Consider the following 19,005-nt stretch of genomic DNA (forward strand, 5'->3'; position numbering starts at 1 on the left):
GACATGTCCGCTCAGTTCCCGGTCGCGCGACCGCGGCGGCTCCGGCGCACCCCGGCCCTGCGCCGGATGGTCGCCGAGACCCGGTTGAACCCCGCCGAGCTGGTGCTCCCGATGTTCGTCAAGGAGGGCATCACCGAGCCGCAGCCCGTCACGTCCATGCCCGGGGTGTACCAGCACACCCGCGACAGCCTCCGCAAGGCCGCCCACGAGGCCGCCGAGGCCGGCGTCGGCGGGATCATCCTGTTCGGGATCCCCGCCGTCAAGGACGGCCACGGCTCCGCCGCCGACGACCCGGCCGGCATCGTCCAGCTCGCCCTGCGCGACCTGGACTCCGACCTCGGCGACAGCACCGTGATCATGACCGACCTGTGCCTGGACGAGTACACCGACCACGGGCACTGCGGCGTCCTCACCGCCGCCGGCGAGATCGACAACGACGCCACCCTGGAGCGCTACGCCTCCATCGCCGTCGCCCAGGCCGCCGCGGGCTCGGCCGTCGTCGGCCCGTCCGGCATGATGGACGGCCAGGTCGGCGCCATCCGCGAGGCCCTCGACGGCGCCGGCTACCAGGACATCGCGATCATGGCGTACTCCGCCAAGTACTCCTCCGCCTACTACGGCCCCTTCCGCGAGGCCGCCGAATGCGCCCCCCGGTTCGGCGACCGCTCCACCCACCAGCAGGACCCGGCCAACGCCGACGAGGCCCTCCGCGAGATCTTCCTCGACCTCGACGAAGGCGCCGACATGGTCATGGTCAAGCCCGCCGGCCCCTACCTCGACATCATCCGCCGCACCCGCGACGCCGTCGACGTCCCCGTCGTCGCCTACCAGGTCAGCGGCGAATACGCCATGATCGAGGCCGCCGCCGAAAAGGGCTGGATCGACCGCGAGCGCACCATCCGGGAATCCCTCCTGTCCATCAGCCGCGCCGGCGCCGACATCACCCTCACCTACTGGGCGACAGAAGTAGCCCGCAGGCTGTGATCTTTTGGGGGTCGCCCCCCAACGAATGCGGCATCATGAACCCACGGGCGACCTTGGGATATTGGGGGGCGGACATGCTGGTGGTCTCGGGGAGCAGGCGGCAGCGGGCGGCGCGGGACCGGATGGCGGGGGCGGCTTCGGAGTACGCGGCGCTCGGGTGGCCCTGTTTTCCCGGGGCGCATCCTCCGGCCGGTGGTGACAGGGCGTGTTCGTGTGATCGGCTCGGGTGTCCCGATCCGGGGGCGCATCCGGTGTCGGCGGCGTGGGCGCTGGAGGCGAGCGTGGATCCGGCGGTGATCAAGCGGTGGTGGGCCGAGCGGCCGCGGGCGAACATCATTCTGCCGACCGGGCGGGTCTTCGACGTGTTCGACATCCCGGCGGCGGCGGGGGAGCGGGCGCTGGAGCGGATCGGGCGGGACGGGCTGCCGGTGGGGCCGGTCGCCAGTGTCGGCGGGGAGCGGCATCTGTTCTTCGTGGGGACGCGTGGAGCGCCCGCGGACGAGGACGAGTGGTGGTCGTGCCATCTCGACACCTCGCCCGAGACCGTCACCGAGACGCCGGGGATGCGGTGGCACTGCCGCGAGAGCTATGTCGTCGCGCCGCCGTCGCTGCTGCCGCGCGGGCGGGACGTGGGCTGGCTGCGGGCTCCGGACGGTGGTGGGCTGCCCGATCCGCTGCGGTTGCTGGAGGTCCTCGCCGACAGCTGTGAGGCGCTCAGCGAGGGGCCTTGACCGGGGGCGTGCGACCCCAGGCGGAGTAGGACGTCGTCAGTACCTGCGTGCGTTTCCTCGTGGCGTCCTGGGCGCGGATCCAGAGTTTGACCGGGAGGTCGCCGCGGTCCAGCCGGACCGCGAAGCTGACCTTGTCGGTGCCGGTGGTGCGGGCGATCTCCGCGTACAGCGGGCCGGCGGCGGGGGCCTGCGCGAGCGTGGCGAGGGGTGCCTCGCCCTGGTAGACGGCGCCCGACTTGCGGAGGGTCGTGGCGGACCGCAGCAGCGCCGTGAGGTTGGCGACGGAGCCGCCCTGCCGGATCTGCTCGGCCAGCGCCGGGTAGCCGCGCCCGTTGGCGGGCGAGTGCCGCCACCGCTTGCCCGCGCGCAGGTACACCACGTCCCGGACGAGGACGGCCTGGGCCGCCTTGCGGGTGGCGCCGGAGCCGGACAGCGTCATCGAGAACGAGGACGGGCCGTCCGCGGCCAGGCCGAACGAGCCCCTGCCGGTGGCGGTGCCGCAGCAGCCCTTGCGGCTGAAGGTGAACCTGGCGCCGGCGGCGCGTGCGGTGACCTGGTCGATGCGCGCGATCAGCGGCGCCGGGTCGACGCCGCCGTGGGGGAGCGACGGCTGCGGGCTGCTGTTCTGCGCGGGGGTCGGGTCGGGGGGCTGCGCATCGCCGCCGCCCGACAGCAGCGCGGCGCCGCCCGCGGCGGCGACGACGACCAGCCCGGCCGCCGCGAGGGCGATCCACCGGCCGCGTGACCCGCCGGCGGACGGGGCGGCGGCGATGATGGCGTTGCGGCCGCTGCTGCGGGCGGGCTTCGGCTTCGGTTCCGGCTGCGCGGCCGCTTGCGCGGAGAGTTCGGTGAGCCGTCCGCGGCCCTGGGCCTCCCAGGACGGGCCGTACGCCGACACCGCGGCGTCCTCGACGGCCCCGAGGAAGTCCGCGGCGGACTTCGGGCGCTCGTCGGGGTCCTTGGCCAGGCCCTGGGTGATCAGCGTGCGCAGGGGGCCGGGGACCTCCTCGGCGGGGATCGGCGCCTCGCGGTGCAGTTTGGCCATGTTGCGGCCGGCGAACGGCGGGCGTCCCGTCAGGCACTCGAAGAAGATCGCCGTGGCGGCGTACAGGTCGGTGGAGACGCCGGCGGGCGCCCCGTCCCACAGTTCGGGGGCCGCGTACGCGGGGCCGGACTGCGCCTCGGTGCCCGCCGGGGCGGTCGCGAAGTCGGCGAGGCGGGCGTTGCCGTGGCCGTCGATCAGGACGTTCGAGGGGCGGAGCGCGCCGTGGACGACGTCGCAGGCGTGGGCGGCGGCCAGCCCCAGGAGCGTTCCGCCCAGCATCGACAGGGCCGCCAGGGGCCCTGTGGGGCCCTGTACGGCCAGGACCCGGCGGAGGCCGACGCCGTCGATGCGTTCCATCACGATCGCGGCGCCGTCCGGGGCCTCCACGAAGTCGTAGAAGTCCACCACGTTGGGGTCCTCAAGCTGGGACAGGCTCCGCGCGGCGGCGCGGAAGCGCGCCAGGAACGCCTCGTCGGCGCGCGGCGCGCCGTCGAGGTACTTGATCGCGACCTTCGTCCTGGTCTGGTCGTCGACCGCGAGCACCACCCGGCCCGAGCCGCCACCGCCGAGATCCCGCTCGTGGGTGAAGCCCGGTACCGTCCAGCCGTCAACCACGGTGAAAGCCATCCCTCCGATACGGCCGACGCCGGTGAGTGTGAGGTGGCGCCATCCTCGGACGCCATGTCGTACTTGGTGGAATATCGGCCCGTACCCGGCGAGGTCAAGGGCAGTCGCCGAACTGCAACTGAGAGGATTGGGACGTGACTGGAACCGATCGCTCCCAGCAGTTGTTCGACCGTGCCGGCGGGGTCGTCCCCGGTGGCGTGAACTCACCGGTCCGGGCCTTCGGGGCCGTCGGCGGCACGCCCCGCTTCATGGCCTCGGGGCGGGGCCCCTACCTGACCGACGCCGACGGCAACGAGTACGTCGACCTGGTGTGCTCGTGGGGCCCGCTGATCCTCGGGCACGCCCATCCCGCGGTGGTGGACGCGGTGCGGGACGCGGCGGGCCGCGGCACGTCCTACGGCGCCCCGACGCCCGGCGAGGTCGAGCTCGCCGAGGAGATCGTCTCCCGGACCGCGGCCGGGAGCGTCCGGCTGGTCAACTCCGGCACCGAGGCGACCATGTCGGCGATCCGGCTCGCCCGCGGCTTCACCGGACGCGCCAAGATCGTGAAGTTCGCGGGCTGCTACCACGGGCACGTCGACTCGCTGCTCGCCGCCGCGGGCTCGGGCGTCGCGACGTTCGGGCTGCCCGACACCCCCGGTGTGACCGGCGCCACCACCGCGGACACGATCGTGCTGCCCTACAACGACGTCGCCGCGCTCGGGCTGGCGTTCGACGAGCACGGCCACGAGATCGCCTGCGTGATCACCGAGGCGGTGCCGTGCAACATGGGCGTGGTGCCGCCGCTGCCGGACTTCAACGCGCTGCTGAAACGGCTGTGCGAGCGCAGCGGCGCGCTCCTGGTGATCGACGAGGTGCTGACGGGGTTCCGGGCGTCCCGGTCCGGCTGGTACGGGATCGAGGGCGTCCCGGGCGACCTGATGACGTTCGGCAAGGTGATGGGCGGCGGGCTGCCCGCCGCGGCGTTCGGCGGGCGCGCCGACGTCATGGAGCACCTCGCGCCCGCGGGGCCCGTCTACCAGGCGGGCACGCTGTCGGGGAACCCGCTGGCCACCGCCGCGGGCCTCGCCACCCTGCGCGGCGCCACCGACGAGGTGTACGCGGCGATCGACCGCGCGGCGGGGATCGTGGCGAAGGCGGCGTCGGACGCGCTCACCAAGGCGGGCGTCCCGCACCGGGTCCAGAACGCGGGGAACCTGTTCTCGGTGTTCTTCACCACCGAGGCGGTGGGCGACTTCGCCGCCGCGCAGCGCCAGAACTCCAAGGCGTACGCGGCGTTCTTCCACGCCGCGCTCGACCGCGGCGTCTACCTCCCGCCGTCGGCGTACGAGGTGTGGTTCCTGTCCGCCGCGCACGACGACGCCGCCCTCGACCGCGTCCTGGAGGCCCTCCCGCACGCCGCGCGGGCCGCGGCCGCCGCGTCCTAGCGCGGGAGGCCGTGCAGTGCCTTGCGCGCCCGGGTGACGGTCGCGGGGTGCGGGGCGTGCAGCGGCGCGCGGACGGCGGGCGAGTCGATCAGGCCGGCGTCGGCGAGGCACGCCTTCAGGACGGCCGGGGACGGCTCGGCGAACAGCGCGTCGACCATGGGGAGCAGGGCGTTGTGGAGCGTCAGGCCGCGCGCGGCGTTGCCGTGGCGGGACGCCTCGGCCATCGCCGCGTACGCCTCCGGGGCCAGGCAGGCGGACGCGGCGATGGCGCCGGAGGCGCCGAGTTGCAGCATCGGGTAGGTGTAGGCGTCGTCCCCGCACAGGACGGCCTTGCCCGTCTCGGCGGCCAGCAGCGCCAGGGTGTCCTGGCCGATGCCGCCGGGGCAGTGCTTGACGCCTGCGACGCAGTCCAGCGACAGCAGGCGCAGGAGGGTCTCGGAGTCCAGGTGCTTGCCCGTCCGGTAGGGGATGTCGTAGGGGATCAGCGGCACGTCCACGGCGGAGCCGACGGCGGCGAAGTGGTCGAGGACGCCCTCGTCGGACGGGCGCAGGTAGTACGGGACGACGACGAGCAGCGCGTCGGCGAGCGGGGCCCGCTCACGGGCCTGCCGGATGGAGTCCTCGGTGCCGGCGGTCCCGGCGCCGACGATCAGCGGGGTGCCGTGCTCGATGGACACGGCGCGGCACACCTCCAGGACGGTGCGCTGCTCGGCCGGGCCCAGCATCGGGGCCTCGCCGGTCGTGCCGAGCGCGACCAGCCCGGACGCGCCGCCGTCCAGGCAGTGGACGGCGAGCCGTTCGAGGGACTTGGCGTCCACCTCGCCCGCGCGGGTGAACGGCGTGACGAGCGACGCGTGGATTCCGTGCATGGTCCTCACCTCTGGACGGGGGCGGTGGCAGGGCCGGACCCAAGGACGGGATCGGGCCCGGCGGCCCGGCGGGCGGCGGGGCGGACGCTCCCCGCGGCGACACCGGTGATGATCAGTGCCGCGCCGAGGAGGCGCGTGGCGTCCACGTGCTCGCCGAGGCACACGGCGGCGGAGACGAGCCCGAACGGCGGGACGAGCAGCGAGTACATCGCCACGGTGCTCGCCTCGTACCGGCGCATCAGCCAGCCCCAGGCGCCGAAGCCGACCAGCGTGGACAGGTAGGCGATGTAGGCCAGCGAGGCGATTCCGGGGAGGGAGGCGTGCTCCACCGCGTCCGGCACCGCGCCCGGCCCCTCGAAGATCAGCGACAGGGCGAACAGCGGGACGGGCGGCACCAGCGACATCCACACCATGAACCCGAACGCGTCGACCGGCTCCCGCGCCGCCGCGCGCATGTTCATGCGCCGCATCGCGACGTTCGACAGCCCCCAGCTCGCCGCGCCGGCGAGGCACAGCAGGAACGCAGGGACGGGGCTCCCGCCCCCGGCCTGCGCCACGCCGAGCAGCGCGACGCCCGTGAACGCCACGACCATGCCCGCGGCCTGCCGCGGACCGGGCCGCTCGCGCAGCAGCAGGGCCGCGAACAGCGCCGTGAAGATCGCCTGGACCTGGAGGACGACCGACGACAGCCCCGCCGGCATCCCCATCCGCATCGCGATGAACAGCAGCGCGAACTGCCCCACCCCGAGCGGGACGCCGACCAGCGCCAGCCACCGCGCCGGGACCGGCGGCCGCCGCACGAAGAACACCGCGGGCAGCGCCGCCGCCGTGAACCGCAGCGCCGCCAGCAGGATCGGCGGGAAGTCGTCCAGGGCTATCTTGATGGGGACGAAGTTGAACCCCCAGATCGCGGCGATCAGGGTGGCCAGCAGCACGTGGCGCGGTCTCATCCCCCGATCGTCGTCATCGCTTTGTTTTAGGACAAGCTAGAACTCCTTGACACATCGTTTTAGCATTGCTTCATGCTCGATCTGGAACGGCTGCGCGCCCTGCACTCCGTCGCGACCTACGGCTCGGTCAGCGCCGCCGCCGACGTGCTCCACGTGACCACCTCCGCCGTCTCCCAGCAGCTCGCCAAGCTGGAGCGGGAGACCGGCCAGAAGCTCCTTGAGCGCAACGGGCGCGGCGTCCGCCTCACCGACGCCGCCGAGCTGCTCGTCGCGCACGCCGAGCGCATCCTGTCGCTCGTCGAGCAGGCCCAGGCCGACCTGGAGGCGCACCGCGGCTCCGTCGTCGGGCAGCTGTCGATCGCGGCGTTCCCCACGGCCGTGCGGGGGCTGATGCCCGCCGCGCTGCGGCGGCTGCGCGCCGACCACCCCGACCTGCGGGTCCTGCTCCGCGAGGAGGACCCGATGCGGAGCATGCCGCTGGTCTCTCGCGGCGACCTCGACATGGCCGTCGTCCAGGACTGGAACAACGAGCCGCTGCCGCTGCCCGACGGCCTCCACAAGGGCGTGATCTGCCATGACATCGCCGACGTCGCGCTGCCGGCGGCCCATCCCCTCGCCGGCCGCGCCGCGATCGAGCTGAAGGAGCTCGCGGGCGACACCTGGATCAGCTCCTCGCCCGACAGCATCTGCTGCGACTGGCTCCTGCGGACGCTGCGCGCCGTCGACAGCGAGCCCCGCATCGACCACATGGCCTACGAGTTCGCCACCCAGCTCGCGCTCGTCTCCGCCGGGCTCGGCAACACGATCCTGCCGCGCCTCGGCCGCTGCGACGTGCCGCCGGACGTGGCGATCGTGCCGCTGGCCGAGCCGCTGTCCCGGCGGGTCTACGCCCTCTGGCGGGAGGAGGCCGCCCGCCGTCCCGCGATCCGCGCCGCCGTGACGGCCCTGCGCGCGGCCGTCCCCACCGACGTGCCCGCCGATGTGCCCGCCGACGTGCCCGGCGGCGTCCCCGGCGGCGTCCCATCCGACGTCGGCACGGCGGCCTCGCGGCAGGTCGCCGCGGCGCTCTGAGGCCGCCGGGCGGCGGCCGGAGCGGAGGGCGGCCTGGGTACCCTGGCGGGCGATGAGTGACACGACGATCGTCCACCTGCTCCGGCACGGTGAGGTGCACAATCCCGGCGGGATCCTCTATGGGCGGCTGCCCGGCTACCGGCTCAGCGAGGACGGCGTCCTCATGGCCAAGGCCGCCGCGAAATGGTTCGCCGACCGGGACGTCACCGCGCTGTTCTCCTCGCCGATGCAGCGGGCGCTGGAGACGGCCGCGCCTCTGGCCGAGGCGTTCGACCTGCCCGTGACGGTCGACGACCGGCTGATCGAGGCCGGCAACCACTTCGAGGGGCTGACGTTCGGGGCGGGGGCGGGGTCGCTGCGCCGTCCCGAGCACTGGCGGCACCTGGTCAACCCCTTCAAGCCGTCCTGGGGCGAGCCGTACAAGGGGCTCGCCGCCCGGATGCGCGCCGTGGTGATCAGGGCGCGGGAGGCCGCGCGGGGGCACGAGGCGGTCTGCGTGAGCCATCAGCTCCCCGTCTGGATCCTGCGGCTGCACGCCGAGCGCCGCAGGCTCTGGCACCATCCGAACAGGCGGGAGTGCGCGCTGGCCAGCGTCACGAGCCTGGCGTTCGACGGGAACCGCCTGGTGGAGGTCTCCTACAGCGAGCCCGCGGCGGGCATCGCGAAGGGCCCCAGTGTCGCGGGTGCCTGACAGCGCCGCTAGATTGTGTACTACGTCCTGTAGTAGGAGGGTCCCTTGAGCCCCCGAGTCTCCCCCTCGCGCCCTCGTGCGCGCCGCCCCGCGCGCACGGCGCGGATGACCGCCGTGCCCGCCGCCGCGGCGCTCTGCGCGCTGCTGGCGGGCTGCGCCGGGAGCGACGCCTCCGGGGACGGGACGGGCGGCGGCGGCAACCGCTTCATCTCCGGCGACGGCAACGTCACCGAGTACGCGCCGGGGGGCCGCAAGAGCGTCCAGGACGTCACCGGCGAGGGACTGGACGGCAAGCCGTTCAAGCTCGCCGACCTGCGGGGCAAGGTCACGGTCGTGAACTTCTGGGCCTCCTGGTGCGCGCCCTGCCGCGGCGAGGCCCCCTCCCTGAACCAGGTCTACACCGAGAACAAGCCGAAGGGCGTGGAGTTCCTCGGCGTCAACTTCAAGGACGCCAAGGACAACGCCAAGGCGTTCGAGCGCAGGTTCAAGGTGGCCTACCCGAGCCTGTTCGACGCGGACGGGCGGGTCACGCTGGCATTCCGCGAGGTCCCGCCGAGCGCCGTCCCGAGCACCCTCGTCCTGGACCGGCAGGGCCGCGTCACCGCCCGGATCATCGGCGCGACCACCTACTCCAAGCTCGGCCCGCTGGTCACCAAGGCCCTCGCGGAGAAATGAGCGATGGGCGCCGCCGAGACGGTCACGAGCGGGTCGCTGTTCGCCGCGGCGCCGCTCGCCGCGCTGGCCGGGCTCGTCTCGTTCGCCTCGCCGTGCGTGCTGCCGCTCGTCCCCGGCTACCTGTCGTACGTGACGGGCATGTCCGGCGCCGACCTGGCCGAGCGGGGGCGCGGCCGGCTGCTGGCCGGGGCGTCGCTGTTCATCGCGGGCTTCACCGCGGTGTTCGTCAGCTACGGCGTGGTCTTCGGGGGGCTCGGGCGGTGGCTGCTGGAGTACCAGGACCAGATCACCCGCGTCCTCGGGGTCGTGACGATCGTCTTCGGCCTGGCGTTCATGGGGTTCGTCCCGGGGTTGCAGCGGACGGTCAAGTCCGGGCGGCTCCCGGCGGCCGGCCTGGCGGGGGCGCCGCTGCTCGGCGTCCTGTTCGGGCTCGGGTGGACGCCGTGCATCGGCCCGACGCTCGGCGCCGTGCAGGGACTGGCGATCACCGAGGCGAGCGCCGGACGGGGCGCGCTGCTGTCCCTGGCATACTGCGTGGGCCTCGGGCTGCCGTTCGTGGTGACGGCCGTCGCGTACCGGCGGGCGCTCGGCGCGTTCGGCGCGGTGAAGCGGCACTACCCCCTCGTCATGCGGGCCGGCGGCGGCATGCTCGTCCTCATCGGGGTGCTGCTGGTGAGCGGCCTGTGGGGGGACCTGACCATCGAGCTGAGGTCGTGGATCAGCGGCTTCGAACCGGTTATCTGAGATGAGCGACGTCACGGACATGGAATCGGGGACGCGGGCGCCGTCCGCCCGGCAGGCCCCCGGGGAGGTGCCCCGGCCGATGGGCATCGGGCCCCTCGGCTGGCTGCGCTGGGGCTGGCGGCAGCTCACCACGATGCGGACGGCGCTGATCCTGCTGTTCCTGGTCGCGCTCGGCGCGGTGCCCAGCTCGCTGTTCCCGCAGCGCGGCCAGGCGCCGGAGAAGGTCGCCAAGTACTTCGAGGATCACACGACGCTCGCGCCGTGGCTGGACAGGCTGTCGCTGTTCGACGTCTTCGCCGCGCCCTGGTTCGCGGCGATCTACATCCTGCTGTTCGTCTCGCTCGCCGGGTGCGTCGTCCCCCGCGCGATCAAGCACTACCAGTCGATGCGGGCGCGGCCCCCCGCGGCGCCCCGCAACCTCGGCCGGCTGCCGCAGTCGGCGTCCTACGAGACGGACGCGCCGCCCGAGGACGTTCTCGCGGAGGCGCGCGCGCTGCTGCGCCGCCGCCGGTTCCGCGTCGACGTGTCGGACGGCTCCGCCTCGGCGGAGAAGGGCTACCTGGGGGAGACGGGCAACCTGCTCTTCCACCTGGCGCTGCTGGCCCTGCTGTTCGCGCTCGGCCTCGGCAACCTGTTCGGCTACCGGGGCAACGTGCTGCTCTCGGAGGGCAAGTCGTTCGCCAACTCGCTGAGCCAGTACGACGAGTTCGAGCCGGGGCGGGCGTTCGGCTCCGACGAGCTCGCGCCGTTCTCGATCACGATGGACGACTTCACCGCCACCTACGAGACGAAGGGCGACAAGCGCGGCCAGGCCACCGATTTCCACGCCAAGCTCCGCTACCGGGACACCCCGGACGGCCGGGAGAAGAACTGGGACCTGCGGCTCAACCACCCCCTCAAGGTCGGCGGCGCGAAGCTCTACCTGCTCGGCCACGGCTACGCGCCCGTCTTCACCGTCCGGGACGCCAAGGGGGACATCGCCTACCGCGACTCCGTGCCGTTCCTGCCGATGGAGCCGCGCAACCTCACCTCCGAGGGCGTCATCAAGGCACCCGACGCCGAGCCGGAGCAGCTCGCCTTCTACGCGATCCTGTGGCCCACGGCGGTGGCGAGCGAGGACGGCAGGCAGATCGTCTCGGCGTTCCCTGGACCGATCCGCCCCGTCGTGACGATCTCCTCGTTCAAGGGCGACATCGGCCTGGACTCCGGGAACCCCCAGTCCGTCTACAAGCTGGAGGGGATCGGGCGGACGCTCCAGCCCGTCAAGGGCGGCCAGAAGCTGCTGGAGCCGGGCGAGACCTTCACGCTCCCCGGCAACGCCGGGTCGATCACCTTCGACGGGCTCCGGGAGTACGCGACCCTGTCGGTCAACCGCGACCCGGGCCGCCTCCCGGCGCTCGTCGCGGCCGTCCTGGCGGTGCTCGGCGTCGCGACCTCGTTCATGGTCCGGCGCCGCAGGGTGTGGGTCCGTGCGGGCGCCGGGAGGGGCGGGCGTACGGTGGTGGAGGTCGGCGGCCTCACGCTCGGCAACCCGACCCCCGAGTTCGACGACATCGTGACCGCCCTCCGCGGCGAGGAGGCGCGGCCCGGCGAAGAGACGGAGCCCGCCGGAGAAGCAGAGTCCGGCGGAGAAGCAGAGTCCGGCGGAGAGGCAGAGTCCGGCGGAGAAGCAGAGCCCACCAAGGACGGTCCCGACTCGGAGCCCGACTCGGAAGGCCCCGACACAGAACCGAAGGAGTGACGAGGGTGGGCGACGCCGACCTCGCGAACCTGAGCGACAAGCTCATGCTGACCACGGTGGTGCTCTACATCATCGCGCTGTTCGCCTACGCCGCGGACCTCGGCTTCGGCCGCCGCCGCCGTGAGTCCGCCGTGGCCGAGGTGGCCGCTGTGCCGGCTGCCGTGGCCGAGAAGACGGGGGCGAAGGTCCTGGTGGCCGCAGGCGGCGCCGGGACCGGCACCGAGGGCGGCGAGGCGGCCGCGTCCGCGTCCGGTCCCGCCGGGGAGGACGGCGAGCGCCGCCAGGTCGACTGGGCGCGCCTCGCGATCCTGCTGAACGTGCTCGGCTGGGGCTCCCACCTGGGCGTCCTGGTGTCGCGGGGCCTCGCCGCCGACCGCTGGCCGTGGGCGAACATGTACGAGTTCCTCGCCGCGATCTCGTTCGCCGCCGTCACCGCCTTCCTCGTCGTCATGTGGCGCTACAAGGCGCAGTTCCTCGGCGCCTTCGTGATGGTCGCCGCCGTGGTCGCCCTGGGCGTGGACAACCTGTGGCTGTACGACTCGGTGGGCCCGGTCAGCCCGGCGCTCAACTCGTATTGGATCGCCATCCACGTGACCGCCGCGATCACCGCGACGGGCGCGTTCACCGTCGCGGGCGCGTCCACGATCCTCTACCTGGTCAAGGTCCGCGCGGAGGCCCGCAAGGCCGTCGCCGCCGGCGGGGTGCTGTCGCGGCTGCCGTCGGTGGAGGCCCTGGACCGGCTGTCCCTGCGCGTGACGATGTTCGCCTTCCCGATCTGGACGGCCGCGATCATCATGGGCGCCATCTGGGCGGACGAGGCGTGGGGCCGCTACTGGGGCTGGGACCCCAAGGAGACCTGGTCGTTCGTCACCTGGATCATCTACGCGGCGTACCTGCACGCGCGGTCCACGGCGGGCTGGAAGGGACGCAAGGCGGCGATCCTGTCGATGGTGGCCTTCGCGGCGCTGCTGTTCAACTTCTTCGGAGTGAACTACATCTTCTCCGGCATGCACTCCTACGCCTGACAGGGCGCCTGACAGAGCGAATCGGAAAGGGGACCGCCGTGGCGGTCCCCTTTTCCGTGCGACGGCCCGTCCTAGACGCCGTCGTCACCGCGCAGGCGCCGCTCGATCTCGCGGAGGAAGGCGGGATCGTCGTCGGGTCCGATCGGGCCCTCGGCCGTCACGGGGGACCAGGCCGTGCGGGCGGTGGGGCGATGGCGGGGACGTCCGTCCAGCAGCCACAGCAGGGCGCCGAGCAGGAACCCGAGCAGGGTCACGATGAACCAGCCGGATTTGGATAGGTGCCGCATCTCGGACGCGTCAGTCTGAAGAACATCGAGCAGACAGAAAAGCCATATTCCAATCAGAAACAGCGTTACCAGCACATACGCCATGACCCGAGGGTAACCGGTGACCGGAGGGGATGACGCCGTGTCGCGTTCCGGCTTACCCTGCCTCCGGGACCCGGTCGCTCGTCGAACCCCCGCAGGGTCCCGCTGACAGAGGAGCCTGATGCGCTTCAAAGGCATCCACCGAAAGCCCCGGGAGCTGAAGAATCGGGAGGCCGCCCGGGGCGGCGCGGCACGCGCCGACGCCCGTGCCGACGCCCGCGCGGACGACTCCGCCTACTCGCCCTCGCCGCCCGACTCCGGGCAGCGGCCGGAGTCGAGCCGGGTGCGTCCGCGCAGCAACCAGCCGAGGGACAGGTTCGGCCGCTTCCGCAAGGCCGGGCGCGATGACGACTTCGCCCTCGGGCCCGACCGTCCCGGCGACGCCGCCGGGCTCGCGGGCCGCCACGGACGCCGCCGCGCCGGGCGTCCCGGTGACTACTCCTGGCGCGACTTCGAGCTCGAGGACGACCGGCTCCGGGTGGAGCCGTGGCCGGCGGGCATGCCGCACGTCGCCGACGGGCGTCGCAACTGTGGCGTCCTGGAGGGGATCCTCTATCGGCAGTGGGATGCCAGGCACGGCCCGCCCACCCCCGAGGTGATCCGGGCGGTGGACAGCCTCGCCGGGCTGCCCGACGCGCTCAAGGAGAAGCTGGCGGGCGGGCTCGACGGCATCTACGTGGGCCCCGGCGGCGTCCCGCAGCTCGACGACATGGGCCACTTGCGCGACCGCCCGCTGCCGTCCGGCCAGGCGACCTGGGACATCTGCGCGGGTGCCTACGGCGACCGCAAGATCATCGTGGGCGACCGGCCCTCGCCCACGCCGGACGTGATGCTGCACGAGGTCGGGCACGCGCTCGACGACATCGACGGCGGCGACGGCGCCTGGACCTCCGACAGCCCGGCGTTCGCCGCGCTGTACGAGCAGTGCCTGCCGCACCTGTCCAGCGACTTCCACCGGCAGCCCGACGCGCTCGGACGGCGCGAGTTCTTCGCGGACGCGTTCGCCGCGATCTCGTCCCGGCAGCGTCCGGCCCTGGTGGATATGCTCGCCGGCAATATCCGGATGGCCCTTGAGGTCATGCTCTTCTTCAACCGCAGGTACGGGATCTAGGACTCCGCGATGGACACCGAGGATGATCGACGATGCAGGTGATCCGGCTCCCCGACGGCACACTCCGGGTACCCCACAGCGTCCTGGCCGAGCCGGGCGGGGACGAGCCCGGCCAGGGGCGCATCATCGCCGACGCCTATGTGGAGATCGGCCCCGGCGACCCCGACTACGACCGGCTGCTCGGTCAGTCGCTCACCGAGGACGAGCTGGCGGAACGGCGGCGTCGCTGGCGGGACGAGGACGCGGATCTCCTCAGGCACTTCGAGGAGTGGAAGGCGGACCGTGCGGAGGACTAGGGCGCTTCCCCGTGACGCGCCCCGGCCGCTGCGGCGGTCCGAAAGGATTCAGGTCGGGTTCCGAGAGCCCGGTGCCCAGAACCGGGTGGCCGGAACCCGTGGCCTGAACCGGGTCAGCGCGCCGAGTGCTCGGCGACGGGCTCGTCGCCGCGCAGCAGCGCGTGCACCTCGGACTCGCGGAAGCGGCGGTGCCCCCCGGGAGTGCGGATGCTGCTGATCCGGCCGGCCGCGGCCCAGCGGGTGACCGTCTTCGGATCGACCCTGAAGAGGGCGGCCACCTCTCCTGGAGTGAGCAAGCGCTCGCTCGTGCTCTCCACGTTTTCTCTCCCCCTTTGTCCCGCTCTCGGCGCGGGTGGACTGTTTACAGTGTGGCGGGTCAAGACCGATTTCTCCCTTGTTTTCGGAAAACATGACGCTGGGTAGTCGGGCGAACTGGCCCGATCACGCGATGTGAGCGGGCCGTTGCGCACAAGCGCCACGCGGACCCCGGTTGACCAGCCGTGTCACGCCCGCAACGCCGTGTTGACACTGGGGCGGCCAGGGAGCGAATAGTCTGCGGGGGCATGACGGACCTTGTCTCCCTGGCCGACATCGAGAGTGCCGCCGGACGCCTCGCGGGCATCGCCGTCCGGACGCCGCTGGTCCCGTTCCCGCAGCCTCCCGGCTCCCCGTCCCTGCTGGTCAAGCCCGAGTCGCTCCAGCCGGTCGGGGCGTTCAAGCTGCGCGGCGCCTACGCCGCGATCTCCTCCCTGCCCGAGGACGTCCGCGCGCGCGGCGTCGTCACGCACTCCAGCGGCAACCACGCGCGTGCCGTCGCCTACACCGCCCGCGCGTTCGGCATCCGCGCCGTGCTGGTCATGCCGCACACCACACCGGGCGTCAAGGTCCAGGCGTGCCAGGCGCTCGGCGCCGAGGTCGTCCACGTCGAGCCCACCTCCGAGGCGCGCGTGGAGACCGCCGGACGGCTCGCCGCCGCGCACGGCTTCACGATGATCCCGCCCTACGACGACGCGCGCGTGATCGCCGGGCAGGGCACCGTCGGGCTGGAGATCGTCCAGGACCTGCCGGACGCGCGCGACGCCGCGGACGCGAGCGGCGACGCGGGCGCGGCCGGCGACGCGAACACGGACGCGGGCGCCGACGCGGAGGCAGGCGGTGACGCCGCCCCCGACGCCGTCGTGCTCGTCCCGGTCAGCGGCGGCGGGCTGATCTCGGGTGTCGCCGCAGCGGTCAAGGCGCTGCGCCCGCGGGCCCGCGTGATCGGTGTCGAGCCGGAGTTCGCCGCGGACGCCCGCGACTCCCTGCGCGAGGGCCGTCCCGTCTCGTGGGCGGCCGAGGAGACCGGCCGGACCATCGCCGACGCGCTCCGCGTCCAGCGGGTGGGCGACCTGCCCTTCGCGCACATGAAGGCGCACGTGGACGCGGTCGTCACCGTCACCGAGGAGGAGATCCGCGGCACGATGCGCCGCCTGGCCCGCGAGGCGCGCCTCATCGCCGAGCCCGCCGGGGCCGTCGCCACCGCCGCCGTCCTCCACCACCGTGACGAGCTGCCCGAAGGCGCCCCCTACGTCGCCGTCCTGTCCGGCGGCAACGTCGATCCGGCGCTCCTCCAGGAGGTCGTCCGCTGACCTGCCGCAAGATCATCGGAGGGCCGGGGTACGCTCGGAGGGCCATGAACTCCGTACTGTTCTACACCGCGGCGCGCCTGGGGATCTTCGTCGCCACCCTGGGCGTGCTGGCGCTGTTCGGCGCCCGCGGGTTCCTGCTCCTGCTGCTCGCGCTGCTGATCAGCGGCATCGTCAGCTTCGTCCTGCTGTCCGGCCAGCGCGACCGGATGTCCGCCGCGGTCGTGTCGGGTGTGCGCGACAGGCGCCGGAAGTTCGAGAAGGCGCGCGCCAAGGAAGACGCCTAAAGGCGCCTGGAGCGTCTCCGGGAAGAGCACCCCGGACGGGGGCCCCGGGCCCGCGCCGCGGGGCGCGCGCGATGTGGGTCGCACCTCCTCTTAGGGTGGACCTATGACCCGCGCCTCTCTGGACAAGCAGCCCGCCGACGTGGCGGCGATGTTCGACGGCACCGCCGAGCGGTACGACCTGCTGAACACGCTCATGACCGGCGGGCAGGACCGGCGCTGGCGCAGGGAGGTCGTCCGGGCGGTGGACGCGCGGCCGGGGGAGCGGATCCTCGACCTCGCCGCCGGGACGGGGACGTCGTCGGTGCCGTTCGCCGAGGCCGGGGCCGACACCGTGGCGTGCGACTTCTCCCTCGGGATGCTGCGCGTCGGCGTCCGCCGGCAGCGGGGCGCGGCGCGGCTGAGCTTCGTCGCGGGCGACGCGCTGCGGCTCCCGTTCGCCGACGGCTCGTTCGACGCGGTCACGATCTCCTTCGGGCTCCGCAACGTCGCCGACACCGTCCGGGCGCTGGCCGAATTGCGCCGCGTCGCGAAGCCGGGCGGGCGGCTGCTGGTGTGCGAGGTCAGCCATCCGCCGAACGCCCTGCTGGCGTTCGGGCACAAGGCGCACCTCAGGTACGGGCTCCCCCTGCTGGCGCGGGTCAGCTCCAATCCCGACTCCTACCGTTACCTCGCCGAGTCGACGCTCGCCTGGCCCGGGCAGGCGGCGCTGGCGCGGCTCATCCAGGACGCGGGCTGGCGCGCGGTGCGCTGGCGCGACCTCACGCTCGGGGTCGCCGCGCTGCATCACGCCACCAACCCGGGATGACGTGGCGGGACCACGACGCGGGGGGTGACCGGACCGGTCCAGCTCGGATCGGCTCGGAAGTACCCACCAGTCGTGATAAGGGAATAGACTCCCCATCGGATCCTTGTGAAGTACTTCACAAGCGAACGAGCTGAAGAGGACCGCCGTGACCGACTCCACCCGACACGCGGACGCCATCGTCGTCGGGGCAGGCCCCGCAGGGGCGTCGACCGCCTACTGGCTCGCCCAGACGGGCCTTGACGTGCTGCTCCTGGAGAAGGCCACGTTCCCGCGCGACAAGATCTGCGGTGACGGGCTGACCCCGCGTGCGGTCCGCGCGCTCATCGGCATGGGCGTGGACGTCAACGACCCGGGCTGGGGGCGCAACAAGGGCCTGCGCATCTACGGCGGCGGCGTCAAGGTGGAGCTGCCCTGGCCGGAGCTCGCGAGCTTCCCCGACTACGGGCTCGTCCGCAAGCGCGCCGACCTCGACCGGCTCCTCGCCGAGCACGCCGCCAAGGCGGGTGCCCGGCTGCTCCAGGGCTGCACGGTGACGGGCCCGATCCTGGACGAGCGCACCGACCGCATCACCGGCGTGACGGCGACCTACGAGGGCGAGGACGTCCGGTTCCACGCGCCGCTGGTCGTCGCCGCCGACGGGAACTCGACCCGGCTGTCGCTGGCGATGGGCCTGCGGCGCCGCGAGGACCGCCCGATGGGCGTCGCCGTCCGCCGCTACTTCCGGACGCCCCGCCACGACGACGACTACATGGAGGCGTGGCTGGAGCTGTGGGACGGCGAGCGCCTGCTGCCCGGCTACGGCTGGGTGTTCGGCGTCGGCGACGGCACGTCCAATGTCGGGCTCGGCCTGCTCAACACCAGCAAGGCGTTCCAGAACGTCGACTACCGCGGCATGCTGAAACGCTGGTGCGCGCAGATGCCCGAGGACTGGCGGTTCGACGAGGAGCACGCCACGGGCCGCATCCGCGGCGCGGCGCTCCCCATGGGCTTCAACCGGCAGCCGCACTACACCCGCGGGATGTTGCTCGTCGGCGACGCCGGTGGCATGATCAACCCGTTCAACGGCGAGGGCATCGACTACGCGCTGGAGTCCGGCCGGCTGGCCGCCGACATCATGGTCCAGGCGCTCGCCCGCCGTACCCCCGCCCAGCGTGAGCGCACGCTGTACGAGTACCCGCGGATCCTCAAGGACGAGCACGGCGGCTACTTCACGCTGGCCAGGGTGTTCGTGCAGGCCATCGGCGACCCGCGCGTCATGAAGTTCCTGACCTCGCACGGCCTGCCGCATCCGACGCTGATGCGGTTCACGCTCAAGCTGCTCGCCAACCTGACCGACCCGAAGGGCGGCGACGCGATGGACCGGGTCATCAACGCGATGCAGAAGGTGGCCCCGGCGGCATGAGCGGGACGACGAGCTGGACGACGAGCAGGTCGGAGGGGTGCGGGGGGCACCGCGTGAGTGAGATCGATCCACCCCGGAGGGAAGTGCTATTGATCACCTTGGCTAGGGTGGCGACCCGCGGCGGGGCCGCCCCGTACAGCGTCGTACGTTCCGAGGAGGGGCTGTAGAGACATGGATCTCTATGTTCCGATCATCGTGCTGGGGGTGCTGGCCCTCGTCTTCGCCGCCGGCTCGGTGGCGATGGCCTCGCTCACGGGGCCGAAGCGGTGGAACCGCGCCCGGTTGGACGCCTACGAGTGCGGCATCGAGCCGACGCCGCAGCCGGTCGGCGGCGGCCGCTTCCCGATCAAGTACTACCTGACGGCGATGCTCTTCATCGTCTTCGACATCGAGATCATCTTCCTGTACCCCTGGGCGGTCGCGTTCAACCACATGGGGATCTTCGGGCTCGTCGAGATGGTCCTTTTCATCGTGACCGTGCTCGTCGCGTACGCCTACATCTGGCGGCGCGGCGGTCTGGAGTGGGACTGA

Annotated in this window: 21 protein-coding genes; 16 read left to right on the forward strand and 5 right to left on the reverse strand. The window is 72.9% G+C overall.

Annotated elements, in window-relative coordinates; translation table 11 throughout:
- The first annotated feature begins 3 nt into the window (after positions 1 to 3).
- Together hemB and AGRA3207_RS23705 are read left to right on the forward strand one after the other, a co-directional pair.
- On the forward strand, positions 4 to 984 hold the full coding sequence (hemB, locus tag AGRA3207_RS23700; RefSeq protein ID WP_231329237.1) for a porphobilinogen synthase: 981 nt from the start codon (positions 4 to 6) through the stop codon (positions 982 to 984).
- A gap of 74 nt (positions 985 to 1,058) precedes the next feature.
- Positions 1,059 to 1,715, forward strand: a complete 657-nt coding sequence (locus tag AGRA3207_RS23705) for a bifunctional DNA primase/polymerase (RefSeq protein ID WP_231336360.1) — start codon at positions 1,059 to 1,061, stop codon at positions 1,713 to 1,715.
- Here AGRA3207_RS23705 and AGRA3207_RS23710 read toward each other — a convergent pair.
- Complete coding sequence (locus tag AGRA3207_RS23710) at positions 1,699 to 3,387, reverse strand: serine/threonine-protein kinase (protein ID WP_231329238.1); 1,689 nt, start codon at positions 3,385 to 3,387, stop codon at positions 1,699 to 1,701. The genes AGRA3207_RS23705 and AGRA3207_RS23710 overlap by 17 nt on opposite strands.
- Before the next feature lie 134 nt (positions 3,388 to 3,521).
- Here AGRA3207_RS23710 and hemL point away from each other — a divergent pair, with 134 nt between their 5' ends.
- The gene (gene hemL, locus AGRA3207_RS23715) at positions 3,522 to 4,814 is read left to right on the forward strand and encodes a glutamate-1-semialdehyde 2,1-aminomutase (protein WP_231329239.1); all 1,293 of its coding nucleotides are present in this window, start codon (positions 3,522 to 3,524) and stop codon (positions 4,812 to 4,814) included.
- Here the strand turns inward: hemL and AGRA3207_RS23720 are convergent.
- Both AGRA3207_RS23720 and AGRA3207_RS23725 read right to left on the reverse strand, forming a co-directional pair.
- Positions 4,811 to 5,683, reverse strand: a complete 873-nt coding sequence (locus AGRA3207_RS23720) for a dihydrodipicolinate synthase family protein (RefSeq protein ID WP_231329240.1) — start codon at positions 5,681 to 5,683, stop codon at positions 4,811 to 4,813. The genes hemL and AGRA3207_RS23720 overlap by 4 nt on opposite strands.
- A gap of 5 nt (positions 5,684 to 5,688) precedes the next feature.
- Positions 5,689 to 6,633: an EamA family transporter gene (locus AGRA3207_RS23725; protein WP_231329241.1), complete on the reverse strand. Its 945-nt coding sequence runs from the start codon at positions 6,631 to 6,633 to the stop codon at positions 5,689 to 5,691.
- A 72-nt stretch (positions 6,634 to 6,705) separates the two neighbouring features.
- On the opposite strand from AGRA3207_RS23725, the gene AGRA3207_RS23730 reads away from it, so the two are divergent.
- From AGRA3207_RS23730 to ccsB, 6 genes are read left to right on the forward strand one after another with little or no spacing between them, the layout of a single operon-like run.
- The gene (locus AGRA3207_RS23730) at positions 6,706 to 7,704 is read left to right on the forward strand and encodes a LysR family transcriptional regulator (protein ID WP_231329242.1); all 999 of its coding nucleotides are present in this window, start codon (positions 6,706 to 6,708) and stop codon (positions 7,702 to 7,704) included.
- A gap of 52 nt (positions 7,705 to 7,756) precedes the next feature.
- Positions 7,757 to 8,395 (forward strand): histidine phosphatase family protein, encoded by a 639-nt coding sequence (locus AGRA3207_RS23735; protein WP_231329243.1) that lies wholly within the window; start codon positions 7,757 to 7,759, stop codon positions 8,393 to 8,395.
- 45 nt (positions 8,396 to 8,440) lie between these two features.
- A complete protein-coding gene (locus AGRA3207_RS23740; RefSeq protein WP_338028212.1) occupies positions 8,441 to 9,070 on the forward strand; it encodes a TlpA family protein disulfide reductase in 630 nt (209 codons plus the stop codon).
- Positions 9,071 to 9,073: 3 nt separating this feature from the next.
- On the forward strand, positions 9,074 to 9,814 hold the full coding sequence (locus AGRA3207_RS23745; protein ID WP_231329244.1) for a cytochrome c biogenesis CcdA family protein: 741 nt from the start codon (positions 9,074 to 9,076) through the stop codon (positions 9,812 to 9,814).
- Between the two features lies 1 nt (position 9,815).
- Positions 9,816 to 11,555 carry a cytochrome c biogenesis protein ResB gene (gene resB / locus AGRA3207_RS23750; RefSeq protein WP_231329245.1) on the forward strand — a complete coding sequence of 580 codons (1,740 nt, stop codon included), beginning with the start codon at positions 9,816 to 9,818 and terminating at the stop codon, positions 11,553 to 11,555.
- A 5-nt stretch (positions 11,556 to 11,560) separates the two neighbouring features.
- On the forward strand, positions 11,561 to 12,580 hold the full coding sequence (ccsB, locus tag AGRA3207_RS23755; RefSeq protein ID WP_231329246.1) for a c-type cytochrome biogenesis protein CcsB: 1,020 nt from the start codon (positions 11,561 to 11,563) through the stop codon (positions 12,578 to 12,580).
- 71 nt (positions 12,581 to 12,651) lie between these two features.
- Here ccsB and AGRA3207_RS23760 read toward each other — a convergent pair whose 3' ends face one another.
- Complete coding sequence (locus tag AGRA3207_RS23760; protein ID WP_231329247.1) at positions 12,652 to 12,951, reverse strand: PLDc N-terminal domain-containing protein; 300 nt, start codon at positions 12,949 to 12,951, stop codon at positions 12,652 to 12,654.
- 118 nt (positions 12,952 to 13,069) lie between these two features.
- Between AGRA3207_RS23760 and AGRA3207_RS23765 the strand changes: the two genes are divergently transcribed.
- A complete protein-coding gene (locus AGRA3207_RS23765) occupies positions 13,070 to 14,059 on the forward strand; it encodes a hypothetical protein (RefSeq protein ID WP_231329248.1) in 990 nt (329 codons plus the stop codon).
- Between the two features lie 32 nt (positions 14,060 to 14,091).
- Positions 14,092 to 14,355, forward strand: coding sequence for a hypothetical protein (locus AGRA3207_RS23770; RefSeq protein WP_231329249.1), 264 nt, complete (start codon positions 14,092 to 14,094; stop codon positions 14,353 to 14,355).
- A 113-nt stretch (positions 14,356 to 14,468) separates the two neighbouring features.
- Here the strand turns inward: AGRA3207_RS23770 and AGRA3207_RS23775 are convergent, their stop codons facing one another.
- Positions 14,469 to 14,672: a BldC family transcriptional regulator gene (locus AGRA3207_RS23775; protein WP_067466823.1), complete on the reverse strand. Its 204-nt coding sequence runs from the start codon at positions 14,670 to 14,672 to the stop codon at positions 14,469 to 14,471.
- A gap of 246 nt (positions 14,673 to 14,918) precedes the next feature.
- Here AGRA3207_RS23775 and AGRA3207_RS23780 point away from each other — a divergent pair, with 246 nt between their 5' ends.
- The 5 genes from AGRA3207_RS23780 to AGRA3207_RS23800 all read left to right on the forward strand — a co-directional run bounded on the left by AGRA3207_RS23780 (position 14,919) and on the right by AGRA3207_RS23800 (position 19,005).
- Complete coding sequence (locus AGRA3207_RS23780) at positions 14,919 to 15,983, forward strand: threonine ammonia-lyase (RefSeq protein WP_231329250.1); 1,065 nt, start codon at positions 14,919 to 14,921, stop codon at positions 15,981 to 15,983.
- A gap of 44 nt (positions 15,984 to 16,027) precedes the next feature.
- Positions 16,028 to 16,267, forward strand: a complete 240-nt coding sequence (locus tag AGRA3207_RS23785) for a DUF4229 domain-containing protein (RefSeq protein WP_231329251.1) — start codon at positions 16,028 to 16,030, stop codon at positions 16,265 to 16,267.
- Between the two features lie 103 nt (positions 16,268 to 16,370).
- Complete coding sequence (locus tag AGRA3207_RS23790; protein WP_231329252.1) at positions 16,371 to 17,072, forward strand: demethylmenaquinone methyltransferase; 702 nt, start codon at positions 16,371 to 16,373, stop codon at positions 17,070 to 17,072.
- A gap of 145 nt (positions 17,073 to 17,217) precedes the next feature.
- The gene (locus tag AGRA3207_RS23795) at positions 17,218 to 18,474 is read left to right on the forward strand and encodes a geranylgeranyl reductase family protein (RefSeq protein WP_231329253.1); all 1,257 of its coding nucleotides are present in this window, start codon (positions 17,218 to 17,220) and stop codon (positions 18,472 to 18,474) included.
- A 171-nt stretch (positions 18,475 to 18,645) separates the two neighbouring features.
- Positions 18,646 to 19,005, forward strand: coding sequence for an NADH-quinone oxidoreductase subunit A (locus tag AGRA3207_RS23800; protein WP_231329254.1), 360 nt, complete (start codon positions 18,646 to 18,648; stop codon positions 19,003 to 19,005).

Origin of the sequence: Actinomadura graeca (assembly GCF_019175365.1) — a bacterium.
Taxonomy (GTDB): domain Bacteria; phylum Actinomycetota; class Actinomycetes; order Streptosporangiales; family Streptosporangiaceae; genus Spirillospora; species Spirillospora graeca.